13 protein-coding genes and 1 tRNA gene are annotated in these 15,688 nt (G+C 59.4%); 6 read left to right on the top strand and 8 right to left on the bottom strand.

Features of this window, described 5'->3' with window-relative positions; all coding sequences use genetic code 11:
• Positions 1-43 precede the first annotated feature (43 nt).
• A complete protein-coding gene (locus tag AC0V6M_RS14215; protein ID WP_486139436.1) occupies positions 44-508 on the top strand; it encodes a low molecular weight protein-tyrosine-phosphatase in 465 nt (154 codons plus the stop codon).
• On the opposite strand, the gene recG is transcribed toward AC0V6M_RS14215, so the two are convergent.
• Positions 505-2,580 (bottom strand): ATP-dependent DNA helicase RecG, encoded by a 2,076-nt coding sequence (recG, locus tag AC0V6M_RS14220; RefSeq protein ID WP_486139437.1) that lies wholly within the window; start codon positions 2,578-2,580, stop codon positions 505-507. The genes AC0V6M_RS14215 and recG overlap by 4 nt on opposite strands.
• Positions 2,581-2,744: 164 nt before the next feature.
• On the opposite strand from recG, the gene AC0V6M_RS14225 reads away from it, so the two are divergent.
• The 3 genes from AC0V6M_RS14225 (at position 2,745) to AC0V6M_RS14235 (ending at position 7,115) form a co-directional block, all read left to right on the top strand.
• Positions 2,745-3,023, top strand: a complete 279-nt coding sequence (locus AC0V6M_RS14225; protein WP_486139438.1) for an FAD assembly factor SdhE — start codon at positions 2,745-2,747, stop codon at positions 3,021-3,023.
• 45 nt (positions 3,024-3,068) lie between these two features.
• A complete protein-coding gene (gene mfd / locus AC0V6M_RS14230) occupies positions 3,069-6,554 on the top strand; it encodes a transcription-repair coupling factor (RefSeq protein ID WP_486139439.1) in 3,486 nt (1,161 codons plus the stop codon).
• Between the two features lie 93 nt (positions 6,555-6,647).
• Entirely contained in the window at positions 6,648-7,115 is a 468-nt protein-coding gene (locus AC0V6M_RS14235) for a hypothetical protein (protein WP_486139440.1), read from the top strand.
• A gap of 61 nt (positions 7,116-7,176) precedes the next feature.
• Here the strand turns inward: AC0V6M_RS14235 and AC0V6M_RS14240 are convergent, their stop codons facing one another.
• Positions 7,177-8,007, bottom strand: a complete 831-nt coding sequence (locus tag AC0V6M_RS14240) for an EAL domain-containing protein (RefSeq protein WP_486139441.1) — start codon at positions 8,005-8,007, stop codon at positions 7,177-7,179.
• A 135-nt stretch (positions 8,008-8,142) separates the two neighbouring features.
• On the opposite strand from AC0V6M_RS14240, the gene AC0V6M_RS14245 reads away from it, so the two are divergent.
• Together AC0V6M_RS14245 and AC0V6M_RS14250 are read left to right on the top strand one after the other, a co-directional pair.
• Positions 8,143-8,931: an NAD kinase gene (locus tag AC0V6M_RS14245; RefSeq protein WP_486139442.1), complete on the top strand. Its 789-nt coding sequence runs from the start codon at positions 8,143-8,145 to the stop codon at positions 8,929-8,931.
• Between the two features lie 274 nt (positions 8,932-9,205).
• Positions 9,206-9,280 (top strand) — tRNA-Asn (locus tag AC0V6M_RS14250).
• Between the two features lie 57 nt (positions 9,281-9,337).
• On the opposite strand, the gene AC0V6M_RS14255 is transcribed toward AC0V6M_RS14250, so the two are convergent.
• The 6 genes from AC0V6M_RS14255 to AC0V6M_RS14280 all read right to left on the bottom strand — a co-directional run bounded on the left by AC0V6M_RS14255 (position 9,338) and on the right by AC0V6M_RS14280 (position 15,627).
• Positions 9,338-9,874, bottom strand: a complete 537-nt coding sequence (locus tag AC0V6M_RS14255; RefSeq protein ID WP_486139443.1) for a hypothetical protein — start codon at positions 9,872-9,874, stop codon at positions 9,338-9,340.
• Positions 9,875-9,978: 104 nt separating this feature from the next.
• Positions 9,979-10,752 carry a sulfite exporter TauE/SafE family protein gene (locus AC0V6M_RS14260; protein ID WP_486139444.1) on the bottom strand — a complete coding sequence of 258 codons (774 nt, stop codon included), beginning with the start codon at positions 10,750-10,752 and terminating at the stop codon, positions 9,979-9,981.
• Positions 10,753-10,839: 87 nt separating this feature from the next.
• Positions 10,840-13,605 (bottom strand): preprotein translocase subunit SecA, encoded by a 2,766-nt coding sequence (secA, locus tag AC0V6M_RS14265; RefSeq protein WP_486139445.1) that lies wholly within the window; start codon positions 13,603-13,605, stop codon positions 10,840-10,842.
• Between the two features lie 142 nt (positions 13,606-13,747).
• Positions 13,748-14,089, bottom strand: a complete 342-nt coding sequence (locus AC0V6M_RS14270) for a hypothetical protein (protein ID WP_486139446.1) — start codon at positions 14,087-14,089, stop codon at positions 13,748-13,750.
• A gap of 18 nt (positions 14,090-14,107) precedes the next feature.
• The gene (locus tag AC0V6M_RS14275; protein WP_486139447.1) at positions 14,108-14,875 is read right to left on the bottom strand and encodes an energy transducer TonB family protein; all 768 of its coding nucleotides are present in this window, start codon (positions 14,873-14,875) and stop codon (positions 14,108-14,110) included.
• Positions 14,875-15,627, bottom strand: coding sequence for a TonB family protein (locus tag AC0V6M_RS14280; RefSeq protein WP_486139448.1), 753 nt, complete (start codon positions 15,625-15,627; stop codon positions 14,875-14,877). The genes AC0V6M_RS14275 and AC0V6M_RS14280 overlap by 1 nt, the downstream gene beginning before the upstream one ends.
• Positions 15,628-15,688: the final 61 nt, after the last annotated feature.

The following is a 15,688-nucleotide window of genomic DNA, read 5'->3' on the forward strand; positions in this document are numbered from 1 at the left end:
CGTGGAACCGTCCAGTAGGCCCTCTGAAATGGGGAAATTTGATATGACTAAACCCGCGCTTCTGTTCGTCTGTCTCGGCAATATCTGCCGCTCCCCCTTGGCCGAGGGCGCGATGCGCGCCGCCGCAGACAGAGCGGGATTGGACGTGGAGATCGATAGCTGCGGCACGGCGGCTTACCACGTGGGCGCACCGCCCGATCCGCGCTCGGTTGAAACCGCAGCGGCCCATGGGATCGATATCTCGGGCCTGCGTGGGCGGCAATTGGCGGCGGAGGACTTCACCCGCTTCACCCATATCTTTGCGATGGATCATCAGAATTTGCGCGGTATCGAGGCCGTCCGGCCTGCTGGCGCGAGCGCACAGGTGTCACTGCTGATGGACGCGGTGCCGGGCCGCGAAGGCGCAGCAATAGCGGACCCGTATTACGACGGCGAGGACCAGTTTGAGTGCACTTGGGAAGATGTAAACGCCGCTGCGGAGGCTCTGGTGGAGCAGTTGAAGCCCTAGCCTCCCCTTAGCAGCTGCACACCCCAGTCGCGTTGCATCAGATAAAGCAATTCGCGCGCTGCTTCTCCGCGTTTGCTCGATTGCCAGCCGCCGTCTTCTTCTGAGCCTTCGATCAGCAGCCGCGCATCTGCATGAGCCGCAGGCAGCAGGCGCTGAACCTGCTCCAGATTGGCGATGCGAAAGGCGGCATCGCCTGATTGGCGCGTGCCGAGCAGTTCGCCACCGCCGCGCAGCTCCAGGTCTTCCTCCGCGATGCGAAAGCCGTCCTGCGTCTCGCGCATCAACGCCAGCCTCTTCTTGCCGGTTTCTGACATCTCATTGCCGCGCAGCAGCAGGCACACCGATTTGTCCGCGCCCCGCCCCACGCGCCCGCGCAGCCGGTGCAATTGCGCCAAGCCAAAGCGCTCGGCCTGCTCTATCACCATCAACGTCGAGCTGGGCACATCGACCCCGACCTCTATCACAGTGGTTGCGACCAACAGTTTCGCCCGGCCGCTGGCAAAGGCCTCCATATTGGCGTCCTTTTCCTCTGGTTTGAGCTGCCCGTGGACCATCACGACATCATCGCCGAAGCGCTCTTTCAGCGCGGCATAGCGCGCCTCTGCCGCCGCGATATCGGCCACTTCGCTGTCGCGCACCATCGGGCACACCCAATAGGCCTGCTGTCCAGAGCCGACGTGGCGCGCGACGCCAGCGACGACGTCCTCCATCCGGTCCTGCGCCACCACACGCGTATCAATCGCCTGCCTACCCGGTGGCAGTTCATCCAAGCGGCTCACATCCATCTCGCCATATTGCGCGAGGGTGAGCGTGCGCGGGATCGGTGTTGCGGTCATCGCGAGCGTATGCGGCGCGCGCTTGCCTTTGGCGGCCAGTTGCAGGCGCTGGGCCACGCCAAAGCGGTGCTGCTCGTCAATCACAACCAGGCCCAGATCTTTGTAGGCAACCGTGTCCTGAAAGATCGCATGGGTGCCGACCAGAATATCAATCGAGCCATCGAGCAATCCCATCAGGATGCCCTCGCGCTCCTTGCCCTTGGCCCGTCCCGTTAGCAGCGCGACCTCAGCCCCAGTTGGCCGGGCCATGGTGCGCAAAGTTTCATAATGCTGGCGCGCGAGAATTTCCGTTGGCGCGAGCAGAGCCGCTTGCTTGCCCGCTTCATTCGCGATCAGCATGGCTTCCAAGGCGACCACAGTTTTACCCGCGCCGACATCGCCCTGCAGCAGGCGCAGCATTGGCGCCTCTTGTGCCAGATCGCCTTCAATTTCACCAATCGAACGGGTTTGCGCGCCGGTCAGCGCGAAGGGCAGATCGAGCTTCTCCCGCAGCGAGCCATCGCCCGCCAGCGGTTGGCCTTTGCGCCGCCTGCCGTCCGCCCGGACCAGCAGCAGCGCGAGCGAATTTGCCAGCAGCTCATCATAGGCGAGCCGGTCGCGCGCGCTGGCATTTTCATCCTTATGCGCGAGCACCAAGGCATCGCGCCAAGCAGGCCAGCCCTCGCGCTCAAACTGGCTCGGCTCAATCCATTCGGCGAGCTCTGGCAGGCGTTCGAGCGCCTGCGCCGCCAGCCCAGCCATGCGCGGCTGCGTCAGCCCTTCAGACAACGGATACACCGGCTCATTAAGGCGCGCGAGATGCGCTGAGGCGTCTTTCTCAACATGATCCGGATGAACGATCTGCAGCATATCGCCATAGCGATCCACCCGGCCTGCGATCCAACGCTTCTCCCCGACCGGCAGCAGCTTTTTCGCGGTGTAGGCCGCGCGTCCGAAATAGGTGAGCGCACAGATATTACCCGCATCGTCCGCCGCCAGCACACGGTACGGACCACGCCCGGGGTTGCGCGGCGCGCGGTGCTCAGTCGGGGTCAGGGGAATGATCACCTGCTCGCCCTCGCCTACTGCGTCCAGATCATCGACAGTTCGGCGTGTCACAAATCGTTCTGGCAGGTGATAGGCCAGATCGCGCACCCGCCTGAGGCCCAGCTTCTCGAGCGGCTTCATCAGCTTGGGACCGACGCCTTCCAGCGCGGTCGCTTCGACAAACAGGGGATTGAGAACCTCAGGGCGCATGCCGATGCGCTACCATCACTGTTTCGTCATTGCGAGGAGCCAAAGGCGACGCGGCAATCCATCTCCCATTTTTTCAACAATTGGGTACCTAAGAAGCTGGATTGCTTCGTTTCACCCGCAATGACGAGTTGAAGATGCCGCGCACTACAACTACTGCGCCCCGCATGACCGAAAAACCAGAATTCCAAGAACGCCTTGCCCGCGCAAAATTTCGCGGCTGGCACCGCGGCACGCGTGAGGCCGACTATATGATCGGCGGTTTCTTTGATCGTTACCACGAAAGTTGGGGCGAGACGGAGATGGCGTGGTTTGAAGACCTGCTGGCGGAAGACGATGTCGATGTGATGGCCTGGGCGCTCAAATCCCAGCCAACACCGCCGCGTTTCCAAGGGCCGTTGATCGAGCTGATGCAGCGCCTCGACTATGTCGATATGAGCCGTTGAGAGCGGTTCGGAACATTCCTCTCTGCCAAGACTTGACCCGACACCATGCCTGATCTCTCGCGTATATTAGCGGCGGATGCACCGCTCACTTTGTCCTCGCTGGTCCGGGGCAGCCTGCCCTTGGTGCTGGCCGATCTGGCGCGCGCAGCGCGGCAGCGCGCGGTGTTCATCGCGCCCGACGATGCGGCGATGCGCTCGGCCAGCGATGCGGCAAAATTCTTCGCGCCCGAAGTGGAAGTGATCGAATTTCCGGCGTGGGATTGCCTGCCCTATGACCGAGCCAGCCCGGCCCTGTCGGTCAGTGCGAAACGGCTCGCGGCGCTCCATGCGCTGCAAAATCCGGACTCGGGCTCACAATTGCTGATCACCACGGTCAACGCCGTGCTGCAACGCGTGTTGACCCCGTTTCGTATTCGCGAAAGCGTGCGCGAGTTTAAACAAGGCACCACAATCGGCCATGAGAGTCTCGCCGCGCTGCTAACGCGCCAAGGCTATTCGCGCACGGACACTGTGATCGATCACGGCGAATTTGCCGTGCGCGGTTCGATTGTCGACATCTTCCCCTCCTCGCTGGAGCAAGGGCTGCGGCTCGATTTCTTTGGCGATGAGCTCGAGAGCCTGCGCCTGTTCGATCCCAGCACGCAGCGATCCACTGGCACACTTAAGTCACATCTGCTGCTGCCCGCTTCAGAGGCGCTGATCGATGAGGACAGCATCGCGCGTTTCCGCAGCCGATACCGCGAGATGTTCGGCGCGGCCGCAACGCAAGACCCGCTGTACGAAGCGGTCAGCGAGGGCCGCCGCCTTGCCGGGATGGAGCATTGGCTGCCGCTGTTTGAAGAGCGCCTGACCACATTGTTCGACCACCTCTCAGAAGACGACGTTGTGATGATCGACAATGGCGCGATTGGCGCGGCCTCAGAGCGGCTTTCCGACATTGCGGACTACTGCAAGCAGCGCACTCGCTCCGCAGGCGAAGCGGCGGGCAGTTACCGTCCGCTGGAGGCCGAAGCGCTCTACCTATCCAGCGAAGAATTCGACGCCGCCATCGCCAACGCCCCAGCTCACCGCAGCCAGATATTCGCCGCACCGGACAGCGATACAAACATCGACTTCGGTTTCAGCTCCGCCCGCGATTTCGCGCCAGAGCGCGCACGCGGCGACAATGTCTATGAGGAAGGCGCGAAGCACTTCGCCGCGCTCGCCAAATCCGGCAAACGAGCTTTGTTCGCGGCCTATTCCACCGGTAGCCGCTCTCGCATCATCTCAATCCTCTCCGAAGCGGGCGTCAAAACGCAGGTCGCCGATAGCTGGCAAGAGGCGCTGGGCGCATCGGTCAAAGGCGGCGTTGTGGCGATGGTCCTGCCGCTCGACACCGGTTTCTCCAACGAGCAAATGGAAGTCCTCACCGAGCAAGACGTGCTGGGTGATCGGCTGGTCCGGCGCAAGAAGAAGCGCAAGGATTCCGATGCCTTCCTCGCTGAATTGCAGGCGCTCGGTCGCGGCGATCTGGTCGTCCATGTCGAGCACGGGATCGGCAAATATCTTGGCCTCGACCCCGTCCCCGTTGGCAAGAGTCAGCACGATTGCGTCAGCCTGGAATATCGCGGCGGTGACAAGCTCTTCATCCCGGTTGAGAACATCGATGTCCTCTCGCGCTACGGCTCGTCCGAGGATGCTGTCATGCTCGACAAGCTGGGCGGGGAAGCATGGCAGCGGCGCCGCTCAAACCTAAAAGAGCGCATTCGCGAGATTGCCGGTGAGTTGATGAAAGTCGCCGCCGAACGTGCGCTCAAAAAAGCGCCTTCGCTGGCGGCAGACGAGGCCAGCTACAATCAGTTCGTTGACCGCTTCCCGTGGGAAGAAACCGACGATCAGGACGCAGCCATCGCCGATGTGCTCCGCGATCTGGAGAGCGGCAAACCGATGGACCGCTTGGTCTGCGGCGATGTCGGCTTTGGCAAAACCGAGGTTGCCCTGCGCGCAGCATTTGTTGCCGCCATGAACGGACAGCAAGTTGCCGTGGTCGCGCCCACCACCCTGCTCGCTCGCCAGCATTATCAGAACTTCTCAGGGCGCTTTGCCGGCTTCCCGCTCAATGTTGGGCGGCTCTCGCGCCTCGTCTCGCCAAAAGAGATGTCAGACACCCGCGACGGCCTAGCCAGCGGCGATATCGACATTGTCATTGGAACGCACGCGATCCTGTCCAAATCGACCAACTTCAAGAACTTGGGCCTGGTGATCGTCGATGAAGAACAGCGCTTCGGCGTCACCCACAAGGAGAAGCTGAAACAGCTCCGCTCCGACGTGCACATGCTCACGCTCACCGCCACGCCAATCCCGCGCACGCTGCAAATGGCGATGGCGGGCCTGCGCGAACTCTCCACCATTCAGACCCCTCCGGTCGACCGCTTGGCGGTGCGCACCTATGTGATGGAGTGGGACGATATGGTGATGCGCGAGGCCTTGCTGCGCGAGCATCATCGCGGCGGGCAAAGCTTCATCGTCGTCCCCCGCATCTCGGACATGGCCGATGTTGAGGAATGGCTGGCCGAGCACGTGCCGGAGGTGAAATCCGTCTCCGCGCATGGTCAGATGAGCGCCGGCGAAATCGAAGAACGCATGAGCGCCTTTTACGAAGGCAAATATGAGGTTCTGCTGTCGACGACGATCGTCGAATCCGGGCTCGACCTGCCAAGTGCAAACACCATCATCATCCACCGCGCGGACCGCTTTGGCCTTGCGCAGCTTTACCAATTGCGCGGCCGCGTGGGCCGATCAAAACTGCGCGCCTATGCCTATCTAACGTACCGCAAGGATGTGCAGCTCTCTGAAATTGCAGAGAAACGCCTTAAGGTCTTGAGCGATCTCGACTCTCTTGGCGCAGGCTTCCAGCTGGCCAGCCACGATCTCGACATTCGCGGCGCAGGCAATCTGCTCGGCGATGAGCAGTCCGGCCATATCCGCGAGGTTGGCTTTGAGCTTTACCAAAGCATGCTGGAGGATGCGATCTTAGCGGCAAAGGCTGGCGAAGCGGGTCTGACCAATGAGCGCAGCGCACTTTCACCGCAGATTACGGTCGATGCGCCAATCATGATCCCAGAGGATTACGTCCCCGATCTGGCCGTGCGCATGGCGCTTTATCGCCGCCTCAACCAAGCAGCCGACAAGGCTGAGATCGAAAGCATGGCGGCAGAAATGATCGACCGCTTTGGCGACCTACCCGATCCGACCAAAAACCTGGTCCGCCTGATCGAGATCAAACATCAGGCAATCGAGGCCAATATCGCCAAGATCGATGTCGGCGCGCGCGGCACACTGGTGACCTTCCACGAGGACAATTTCCCCGATCCAGCGGGGCTGCTCGCCTATGTCGACCGCTTGGCTGGCACCGCCAAATTGCGGCCCGATATGAAGCTGGTGATCAACCGCGCCTGGGCCGACCCGCGCAGCCGGCTCAATGGTCTGTTCCAACTTACGAAGGGGTTGTCTGGCGTGGTGAAGAAGGCGAAGAAGCGCGAGGCGCCGTAACGGCCACCGTTCGTCCTGCGGAGGTCGTGAAGCCGCAGTCTGAGTGCTTATGAACTGATTGCAGATGGTGGACGCGCGTGCCAGTGAAGCGTCATGAGTTCAAAATACATGCCCCAGAATTACTTCCTGCGACGACTGACCAAGAACCGGTCCTATTACACTCCGTTCGAGTTGAACCGGCTACTTGAATTGATGGATGACGCCAATCCGACAAACAGAGATTGGGCGACATTTTATGTTGCGCTGTCAGTACATAACTCGCCAGCAATAACTGCGAATTTGCTCAATAATGCTCACGATAGCTTCCGTGATGTTGCAGCCGAAGCAATTCTCGGATTGGCTAGAAGACAACATCCAGACGCCTGCAGGCTAGTTAAGCGACGCCTTTCTGACAGTTCCATCGGAGTCCTTGATGTGAAAGCAGCGGGCTATGTCTCAAGCCACTCATTGCTAAGACCGTTAAAGCGGATTGAGAAATGGTGGGACTTAGATCGCGTCTTTCTGGCCGCTGCTATTCGCGCTTGCAGTAATGGTGGGAGCGATGATTATAACTTTGATTGATCGCTCGCACTCATAGCTGGACACAGGCACTACTCCGGCCACAAGCCCTAGCCCTCCCACTCTACCCCCGCGCGCCCTTCGCCATACCCAGCATATCGTCGCTCTTCATTGGCTGCGCGCGTAGGAAGCCCTGCCAGTAATTGCAGCCCTCGCTGATCACGGTCGCGCGCTGGATCTCGCTTTCGATCCCTTCGGCGACTACCGCAAGGCCAAGCGCCCGGCCCAGCCCCACAATCGCGCGGAAAACCGCTAGGTCTTTGGCATCGCCGGGTATGCCCTCAACCATCACCTTGTCGAGCTTCAGAGCGTCAAGCGGCAGCTCTTTCAAATAGCGGAAGTTGCAAAAGCCCGCGCCGAAATCATCGAGCGCCGTCTTAAAGCCGAGCGCGCGCAACGCGCTGAGCGCTTCGGCCGCTTGCTGCAAATTGCGCAGCAGCACGTCCTCAGTAATCTCCAGCACAAGCCGAGCTGGCGCAATTGCGCTGCGCCCGATCAGCTCCGCAAAGTCAGCGGCAAAGCGCGGATCGCCCAATTCCTCCGGCGTGATATTGAGCGAAAGATGCAGGTTCGTGGGCCACTCGCTCGCATCCTCCAGCGCCCGCGCCACCACATGGCGAGAGAGCGGCGCGACCAGAGCTGCACGCTCCGCAATCGCAAACAGATCCCGCGCGCCAATCTCGCCAAGACTGGGATGCTGCCACCGCGCCAGCGCCTCTGCCCCCACAATCGCCCCGTCAGAGCAAGCAAATTGCGGTTGAAACAGCACCTCAATCTCGCGCCGATCGAGCGCGCGCAGCAAGTCCGCCTCCAGCATACCCGGCTTTACGCCGGGCAGAGCACCGCGCCCAGAAACTGAGGGCGCACCGCGCAAAGAAGGCCGTTTTGAGTCCATCGTTGTCGCCTACTCTAAACTGAGCGCTGCGCCCATGCCAATTGCAATCCGCCCAGATTTGGAACATCAGGACAAGTGACTAGCGCGCCGCTGTGGATAGCCACAAGTACGGCCGCGAATTTAAGGACTGAAAGCTTGCCAAAAAGACACGAGTTTGAGCGCGTTGCATTGCTGGCCTCAGAGACAGAGCGCGCTCAGGCGGCCTATTCCACCCTTAAGGACGAGCATGATTGGGTGCCGTTGGAAAGCGCCGATGTGGCGATCGTCTTGGGCGGCGATGGCTTTATGCTGCAAACTTTGCACGCCATGCTGGACGCTGGCCGCGTGATCCCGGCCTACGGAATGAACCTGGGCACGGTCGGGTTTATGATGAACAAATACCGCGACGGCGGCAATGTGATGCGCCGGGTGGAGCGCGCGCGGCCGTTTAAAATCGCGCCGCTGCGCATGGATGCGGTGACGCAAGATGGCAGCGAGCACACCTTCCTCGCCATCAACGAAGTCTCGCTGCTGCGCGAGATGCGCCAAACCGCCAAAATTGAGGTTTCGGTGAATGGCCGGGTGCGGATAAAGGAACTGGTGTGCGACGGCGTGCTGCTGTCCACGCCCGCGGGTTCGACCGCCTATAACCTCTCGGCCAATGGCCCGATCCTGCCGCTGGGCAGCGAGCTGCTCGCCCTCACCCCGATCAGCCCATTTCGCCCGCGCCGCTGGAACGGAGCGATCTTGCCCGACCATTTGCCGGTGAAATTCCGCATTCTGGAGCCACAAAAGCGCCCCGTATCTGCCGTGGCTGACCAGCGCGAGCTGCGCGATATTGCCGATGTGACGCTCAGGATTGAGCGCGAGACGGAGCTGACCTTGCTATTCGATCCGGGCCATTCCCTAGATGAGCGGATCGTCGCGGAGCAATTTGCGCTTTAGTTTTGCGGTGACCTAGCCACCCGCTCCCTCCACCCTTCCATCCGGATGGTATCCCGGTAGGCTCCGGGTGGAAGGGTGGAGGGCGCGGGTGGCCTGGCACTGAATCAAGAAAACAGCCCTTGCGGCGGCTTCGCCGCCGTGCTCCGCCACCAAGCCAAAGACATTGGGCATGTCCACCTCGAATTTGCCCGAGGTAAAATCACAAAAACACCATCAATCTCTCTTGCATTGCCAAGCACGCGCCCATATAGGGCCTCTTCGCCTATCGGGCTGCTCCCCGATAGCTCAGCGGTAGAGTAGGTGACTGTTAATCACTTGGTCGTTGGTTCGAATCCAACTCGGGGAGCCATTTTCTTACATTGCTAAGATCGCAGGTCAATTTGACCTTTCTTCAACGCTTAGGATCTTAGGATCGCCAAGCTTGATCAGTTCGACGTTCCTTAGAAACGTAGTGAGCTCGGTTAATAAATCTCATGATCAGCGCTACAGCGCATGTCTGAAACTGACCACTCGGATCAACCCGAACTTCTCCCAGCTTCTCGCTATCAAAATCGTGGGCTTTAAGACGAAGCGTCTTACAGCGGTCGATAACGCTCTGAGTTTGAAACGAAGTGTGGATGTTGTGTGCAAAGTCATTTCTGATCTTGCGAAGCTGATTGAGATCATGATGTTCGTCATGACAAATTAGAGCAAGCGCGAAACAGGTTTCTACACGCGCGCTTAACGTGCCTAGCGGCGCATTGCCTGAAGTAATCAGCTTCTCTGACTCTCGAACGTCGCGCATGAATGCGAGCAATATTTCTTTAAGCTGCTCTTCCAAAAAACCCATTGATATAAGGACTTGGCCACGCGGACTCTCTTGCTGAAGCAGATCTTGGTAGGGCCAGAACTTCTCAAGGTGGGGATTTCTCTTTTTGAATTCCTCAAAATTCTCATCGACCATCACTTATCTCCAGAGCAGAATCCCAGTGCAGAAAGGACTGTCCTTTGAGAACAGTTCATTCAGTTTTAGGTATCACTAAAAGTAGCTACTTCTAGACACCGCACTCACAGCCCAACCAACAACCTCACACCCACAACCATCACCAGCGCAGCCGTAAGCCAGCGGATCACCCGCCCCGGCAAGAACTTCACCGCCATTAAGCTGCCGATTTGCCCGCCAATGGCGACGGCAAGCAGCAGCGGTAGCGCTGCGCCGACAGCGCCTCCGAATGCGGCAGGGCCTTGTTTCAGCAGCTGGCCTACGAGGCCGAACAGGGAATTGACCAGAATGAAGAAGCTGGCGGTTGCGGCGATGGCGCGTGGGTCTTTCCAGCGGGTGAGGTGCAGCAGCGGGGCGAGGAATATCCCTCCGCCAATGCCGACGAGCCCGGCGAGGTAGCCCAGCGGCGCGGCGACAAACGGCATCGCTTTTGCAAAGCGCGTGGGGGAATCCAGCTCCCCTGCCCCGACCGCTTTCTCCCTCAGCGGGATAAGCATGGTGATCCCGGTCAGCACCAGGCTGATGCCCAGCAGCAGCATGAAGGTCTCGCGGTCAATCGGGGTGAGCCCGCCCAGCAAGGCCGCTGGTGCAGCCAGAGCGGTCATCACAACCGCGCCGCGCCATGGAGTAATCTTCGCCCGCGCAAAGCGCACGCTGCCGCCCGCCACCACGATGATATTGCACGCCAGCGCGACGAGCGGCAGTAACCGGTAATCCAGCCCTGAGATCGCCAGCAATGCGGCATAAGTTGAGCCGCCGCCAAACCCGACCGCCGCATAGAGCAGCGCCGTGATAAAGAACGCTGCCGCAAGCAGCACCGGAACTGCGCCCAGCATCATGCTCGCTCGCTCCGATGGCTCGCATCAAAATTTGGGCAAGCAGCCGCTGACGTCATGACGTCACGCGCGCTGCCCCCAGCCATGCGTTTATGCCGCGCTTTTGCCGCCCGCTGCGCCGTGGCAATGTTTGTACTTATTGCCAGACCCGCATGGGCACGGCGCATTGCGGCTGACGTTGAGGTTCGCATAGGGGTTGTCTGCATTCGACCCGCCTGGACCGGATGCCGCACGCGGCGAACCAGCGAGCGAACCGAACATTTCCGGCCGCTCTGCCGAACCGTCGCCATCGGCTGAGTTGTCGAGTCCGGTTAGCGGATCGATATGGCCGGTTAGGAAATCTGGCAAATCAGGCAAAGCCTCTGCCTCTGGCGGCGCCATGCGAAGTTCCGCCTGGAACAGGATCTTGGTCACTTCCTCACGCAGAGTGTCGAGCATGGTTTCAAACAGGCCGAACGCCTCTTGCTTATACTCATTTATCGGCTGTTTCTGCGCGATCCCGCGCATCCAGATCACCTGGCGCAGCGCATCGAGCGTCGCGAGGTGTTCTTTCCAGTGGAAGTCGAGCTGACGCAGCAGCACGTCCTTTTCAACCACGCGCCACAGGTCCGGATCGCTTTCCGCCATCTTGGCCGTGATCATTGCATCGGTCTGCTCGCGCACACGCTCTTCGATCAGCTCCGGCTCGACCTGCTCTTCCTCCATCCAATCATCCAATGGAGGCGTGATGCCGAACACGTCTTGCAGCTTCGTCTTCAGCGTTTCGATATCCCACTGCTCTGGATAAGAGCCGGGAGGGCACGCATCGCTGACCAGCGAATTCACCGTATCATGGCGCATATCGACGACGACATCGTCGACCGTCTCTGAATCCATGATTTCAGAGCGCTGCTCGTAAATGACCTTACGCTGGTCGTTCATCACGTCATCATATTGGACGACCTGTTTACGCACGTCGTAATTGCGCGCCTCGACCTTTTTCTGAGCCGTTTCAATGGCCTTGGATAGCCATTTTGATCCAATCGCCTCGCCATCTTCGAGGTTTGAATTCATCATTTTGGAGAACAGAGTGTCTGGGCCAAAGATGCGCAGCAGATCGTCTTCCAGGCAGAGGTAGAAGCGCGAGAGGCCGGGGTCACCCTGACGGCCAGAGCGGCCGCGCAGCCGGTTATCGATCCGGCGGCTTTCGTGGCGCTCTGTGCCAAGCACGAACAGACCGCCGGCCTCAAGCACCTTGGCCCGTTCCTCGGCCACTTCCGCTTTGATCCGGTCCGCTTCCAGCGCGTATTTCGGATCATCTTTCGCGATGTCTTTAAGCTCATCCTCGAGCCGGTATTCCAAGTTGCCGCCAAGCTGAATATCGGTGCCGCGTCCGGCCATATTGGTGGCGATGGTGACCGCGCCAAGACGGCCCGCCTGCGCCACAATATGCGCCTCGCGCTCATGCTGGCGTGCGTTCAGAACCTCGTGCTTCACGCCTTCCTCATCGAGGAATTTGCTCAGCAATTCAGACTTTTCGATGGAGACCGTGCCGACCAGCACCGGCTGACCGATCTCGGCCTTTTCAGCGATGGCTTTCGCAATCGCTTGAAACTTGTCCATCGTGTTTTTGTAGAACTCGTCTTCTTCATCGATCCGTTGGACCGGAACATTGGTCGGGATCTCGACCGTGTTCATTTTGTAGATGTCCCAGAATTCCGCCGCTTCTGTGGCCGCCGTACCGGTCATGCCGGACAGCTTGGGATACATGCGGAAATAGTTCTGGAAGGTGATCGAGGCCATGGTCTGGTTCTCTGGCTCGATCTTGACGCCTTCCTTGGCCTCGGCCGCCTGGTGCAGACCGTTTGACCAGCGCCGCCCGTCCATCATCCGGCCGGTGAACTCATCGATGATCACGACCTTGTCGTCTTTGACGATGTAATCCGTATCACGCTTGAACATGTGCACGGCTTTGAGCGCCTGATCCAAGTGGTGGACCACTTGCGTGTTCTCAACGTCGTACAGGTTCTCTGTCTCGAGCAAGCCCTTGTCGATCAGCATTTGCTCCACCTTGTCGAGGCCGTCCTCGGTCAGCTGGATCTGTTTGGTCTTCTCGTCCTTCTCGTACCAGTCTTCAGGGATTTCCTTCACCACCGCGTCGAGCGAGACGTAGAGGTCAGACTTATCTTCGGTTGGGCCAGAAATAATCAACGGGGTCCGCGCCTCGTCGATCAGGATGGAGTCGACCTCATCGACAATGCCGAAGTTAAACGGGCGCTGGACCATTTGTCCGCGCTCATGCTTCATATTGTCGCGCAGATAGTCAAAGCCGAACTCGTTGTTCGTGCCATAGGTGACGTCCGCATTATAGGCATCGCGGCGGGCATATTCGTCGATATTGGGCACGACCACGCCGACGCTCAGGCCGAGCCAATTGTACAGCTGCCCCATCCATTCCGCATCACGCGCCGCGAGGTAATCATTGACGGTCACAACGTGCACGCCCTTGCCCTCAATCGCGTTGAGATAGGTCGCCAGCGTCGCCATCAGGGTCTTACCCTCACCCGTGCGCATTTCCGCGATCTCGCCGCGGTGCAGCACGATGCCGCCGATCATCTGCACGTCAAAGTGGCGCATACCGAACACGCGGACCGATGCCTCGCGCACGGTCGCAAACGCTTCTGGCAGGATTTCATCCAGCGTTTTGCCGCCGTCCGGCTGCTCGCGGAACTTGTCAGTCTGCGCCTTCAATTCTTCGTCAGAAAGCGCCTGAATTTGCTCTTCCAAGGCGTTGATCTGGTCAACCACCTTGCGAATGGATTTGACGTAGCGATCGTTGGAAGAGCCAAACAGTGATTTGGCGATTGCGTTAAACATGGGATGTGGACCTGTTCGAAATAATGCGGTGTGGGCGCAGCGGGATCGCTGAGCGCTGAAACCTGAAAAATGTGGGCGGTCTGCTTTGCACGGGGTGTTCGCGCCGCCAGCAGAATGCGTTACTTGTAAAGCGAAACTTCGCCTATTCGTAGGCGCGATCAACGCCCATCAGGACCGGCAGACGCAGCACCTTGGGCACGCGAACAGGCTTGCCTTTCTTGGCATCCTTGCACTTCGCGGTTTGCTTTTCAGGCTTGCCCGTGGGCGTAATTGCCTCGCACGGCTCATTCGCGTCGGTACCGGCTGCGACGCCGATGTCCTGGTTCAGCGCCTCTGCCAAGGTCGCATGCGCGGGCGAGCCGATGGCGGCAAACCCGGTAAGCAGGGCGAGAAAGGCGATAAGCTGACGGCGCATAGCGATGCCGATATATGCTCTGCGGAGCGGTTCGTCCAGCCCGCGCGTCTGCTGGGCGTAATCAGACACCAGCGTCAGAGGCTGACATCAGTTGGCCTCGCCGGATGCTGACAGAGGCACCTCGCTTTTCACAGAGACCACAAACTCCACAATGCGCGCCTGCGGCATTCCGTTGGCGTCGCGCCAAGGCCCCTGCCTGGACAAGCCCCTGCACGGCTCATCGCCTGGAAAGTTTCTCGGCAGTGCACCACTCTCATTCACGATCTCGCATTGCGACACTGTGCCATCGGCCTCAATTCTTGCGCGGATGTTCACAGAAAATGCGTCCAGCTCGTGCTTGCGAAAACGCCAATGGTGCCGGTCAGTGAATGTACCGGCCACGGCATTGCCCTCGGCATCAAGCGCAGGCTCAAACTCCGCAACCTTCATCGCGGTGGCGCAGGTAAAGTCATCGAGGCCTGGAAAGCCGGTAGACTCGGCAACAGAGCAGGCGGTCGGCTTGCCATCCGCATCAACCTCTATCTCGTAGCGGACACCGCCTTGTGCTTCTTGGAGATACAAGTCGGCGGGCAGGACCGCGCCCCTGAACCAGTTGTACCCACCATCAACTGGCATAGGATCTCTTCGCTCTGTAGCGGGTGCAGGTCGAACCGATATCCGTGGCGGAGGAGCGGGTTCATTCTCGCGTGCACCTTCTGCCGCCTCCATTGCCACTTCGGTAGCTTGGGCCTTGGCAGCCTCGGCAGCAGCCGCAGCGGCCTCAGCCGCACTGTCACTCTGCGCAGCAAGCGGGGCTGCGGAGAGCCCGCCGATAAGAACCATTCCTAGCGCATATGTACGGTTTAGAGCGCGCATTATTCAGGGTCCTCCAACACGACATTGATCGTCGCGGTCACTCGCTTGGCCACAGGCACGCCATTTTCATCGCGATAGGGAATGCCCGGCCGCCCTATTGGCCCAGAGCAAAGCCTGCCGCGCTCGCGATCACGGTCGATCTCCGCTCGCATTTTTTCCGGAATATCGCCTTCGATGCTTACGATATCGCAATCGGTCGTCACGCCTTTAGCGGTGTGCAGATATTGAAACACAATCCGCATTTGCGGCATCTCTGGCTCTTTCTTGCGCCAGTTGTGTGACCCTTGATAAACACCTTCAATTTGAACGTCATCCGCATTTGTCGCGGGACTAAACTCGGCTCGCTCCAACACCAGCCGGCAGGTTGCCTCGTCAAGTGTGGCGAAACCAGAACTGCTGCTGATCTTGCAATCTATCGGCCTACCAACAGCATCAACGCTCACATCATATTCCGTGCGCCCTTCCTCGTCAGCGACCCAAGCCGTCGCGGGATAATCCGCCTGAGTGATCCAATTGCGCGATGTGTTAGATGGATAGGCCTTGGTGCCTTTACTTTCTTGAGCGACATTCTCGCTTGCAATTCCAATCTGAGGAGGACGCTCCATCGCGTTCTCAACAGCGGTACCCGCGGCTTCAACGGGCTCACTGCCTTCTCGAATTTCACCTTCAAGAGATTGTGCGGAGGCTGAAATACCGGCGATGTTGGCAATCACAAAGGTCCCGCCGACGAACATAAAGCTGATCTTTTTCATGGGCGTAGGCCTATCAGAGCGCGGCAAAATACCAAACAACAAAACGCGCAATTGCGGTTGA

This window comes from Erythrobacter sp. JB3-1, assembly GCF_057364995.1.

Bases quoted from the DNA above. Each gene is read 5' to 3' on its own strand.
- recG (WP_486139437.1), bottom strand. From the start codon at position 2,580: ATGCGCCCTGAGGTTCTCAATCCCCTGTTTGTCGAAGCGACCGCGCTG.
- secA (WP_486139445.1), bottom strand. From the start codon at position 13,605: ATGTTTAACGCAATCGCCAAATCACTGTTTGGCTCTTCCAACGATCGC.
- AC0V6M_RS14235 (WP_486139440.1), top strand. From the start codon at position 6,648: ATGAGTTCAAAATACATGCCCCAGAATTACTTCCTGCGACGACTGACC.
- AC0V6M_RS14240 (WP_486139441.1), bottom strand. From the start codon at position 8,007: ATGGACTCAAAACGGCCTTCTTTGCGCGGTGCGCCCTCAGTTTCTGGG.
- AC0V6M_RS14260 (WP_486139444.1), bottom strand. From the start codon at position 10,752: ATGATGCTGGGCGCAGTTCCGGTGCTGCTTGCGGCAGCGTTCTTTATC.
- AC0V6M_RS14275 (WP_486139447.1), bottom strand. From the start codon at position 14,875: ATGCGCGCTCTAAACCGTACATATGCGCTAGGAATGGTTCTTATCGGC.
- AC0V6M_RS14215 (WP_486139436.1), top strand. From the start codon at position 44: ATGACTAAACCCGCGCTTCTGTTCGTCTGTCTCGGCAATATCTGCCGC.
- mfd (WP_486139439.1), top strand. From the start codon at position 3,069: ATGCCTGATCTCTCGCGTATATTAGCGGCGGATGCACCGCTCACTTTG.
- AC0V6M_RS14280 (WP_486139448.1), bottom strand. From the start codon at position 15,627: ATGAAAAAGATCAGCTTTATGTTCGTCGGCGGGACCTTTGTGATTGCC.
- AC0V6M_RS14225 (WP_486139438.1), top strand. From the start codon at position 2,745: ATGACCGAAAAACCAGAATTCCAAGAACGCCTTGCCCGCGCAAAATTT.
- AC0V6M_RS14255 (WP_486139443.1), bottom strand. From the start codon at position 9,874: ATGGTCGATGAGAATTTTGAGGAATTCAAAAAGAGAAATCCCCACCTT.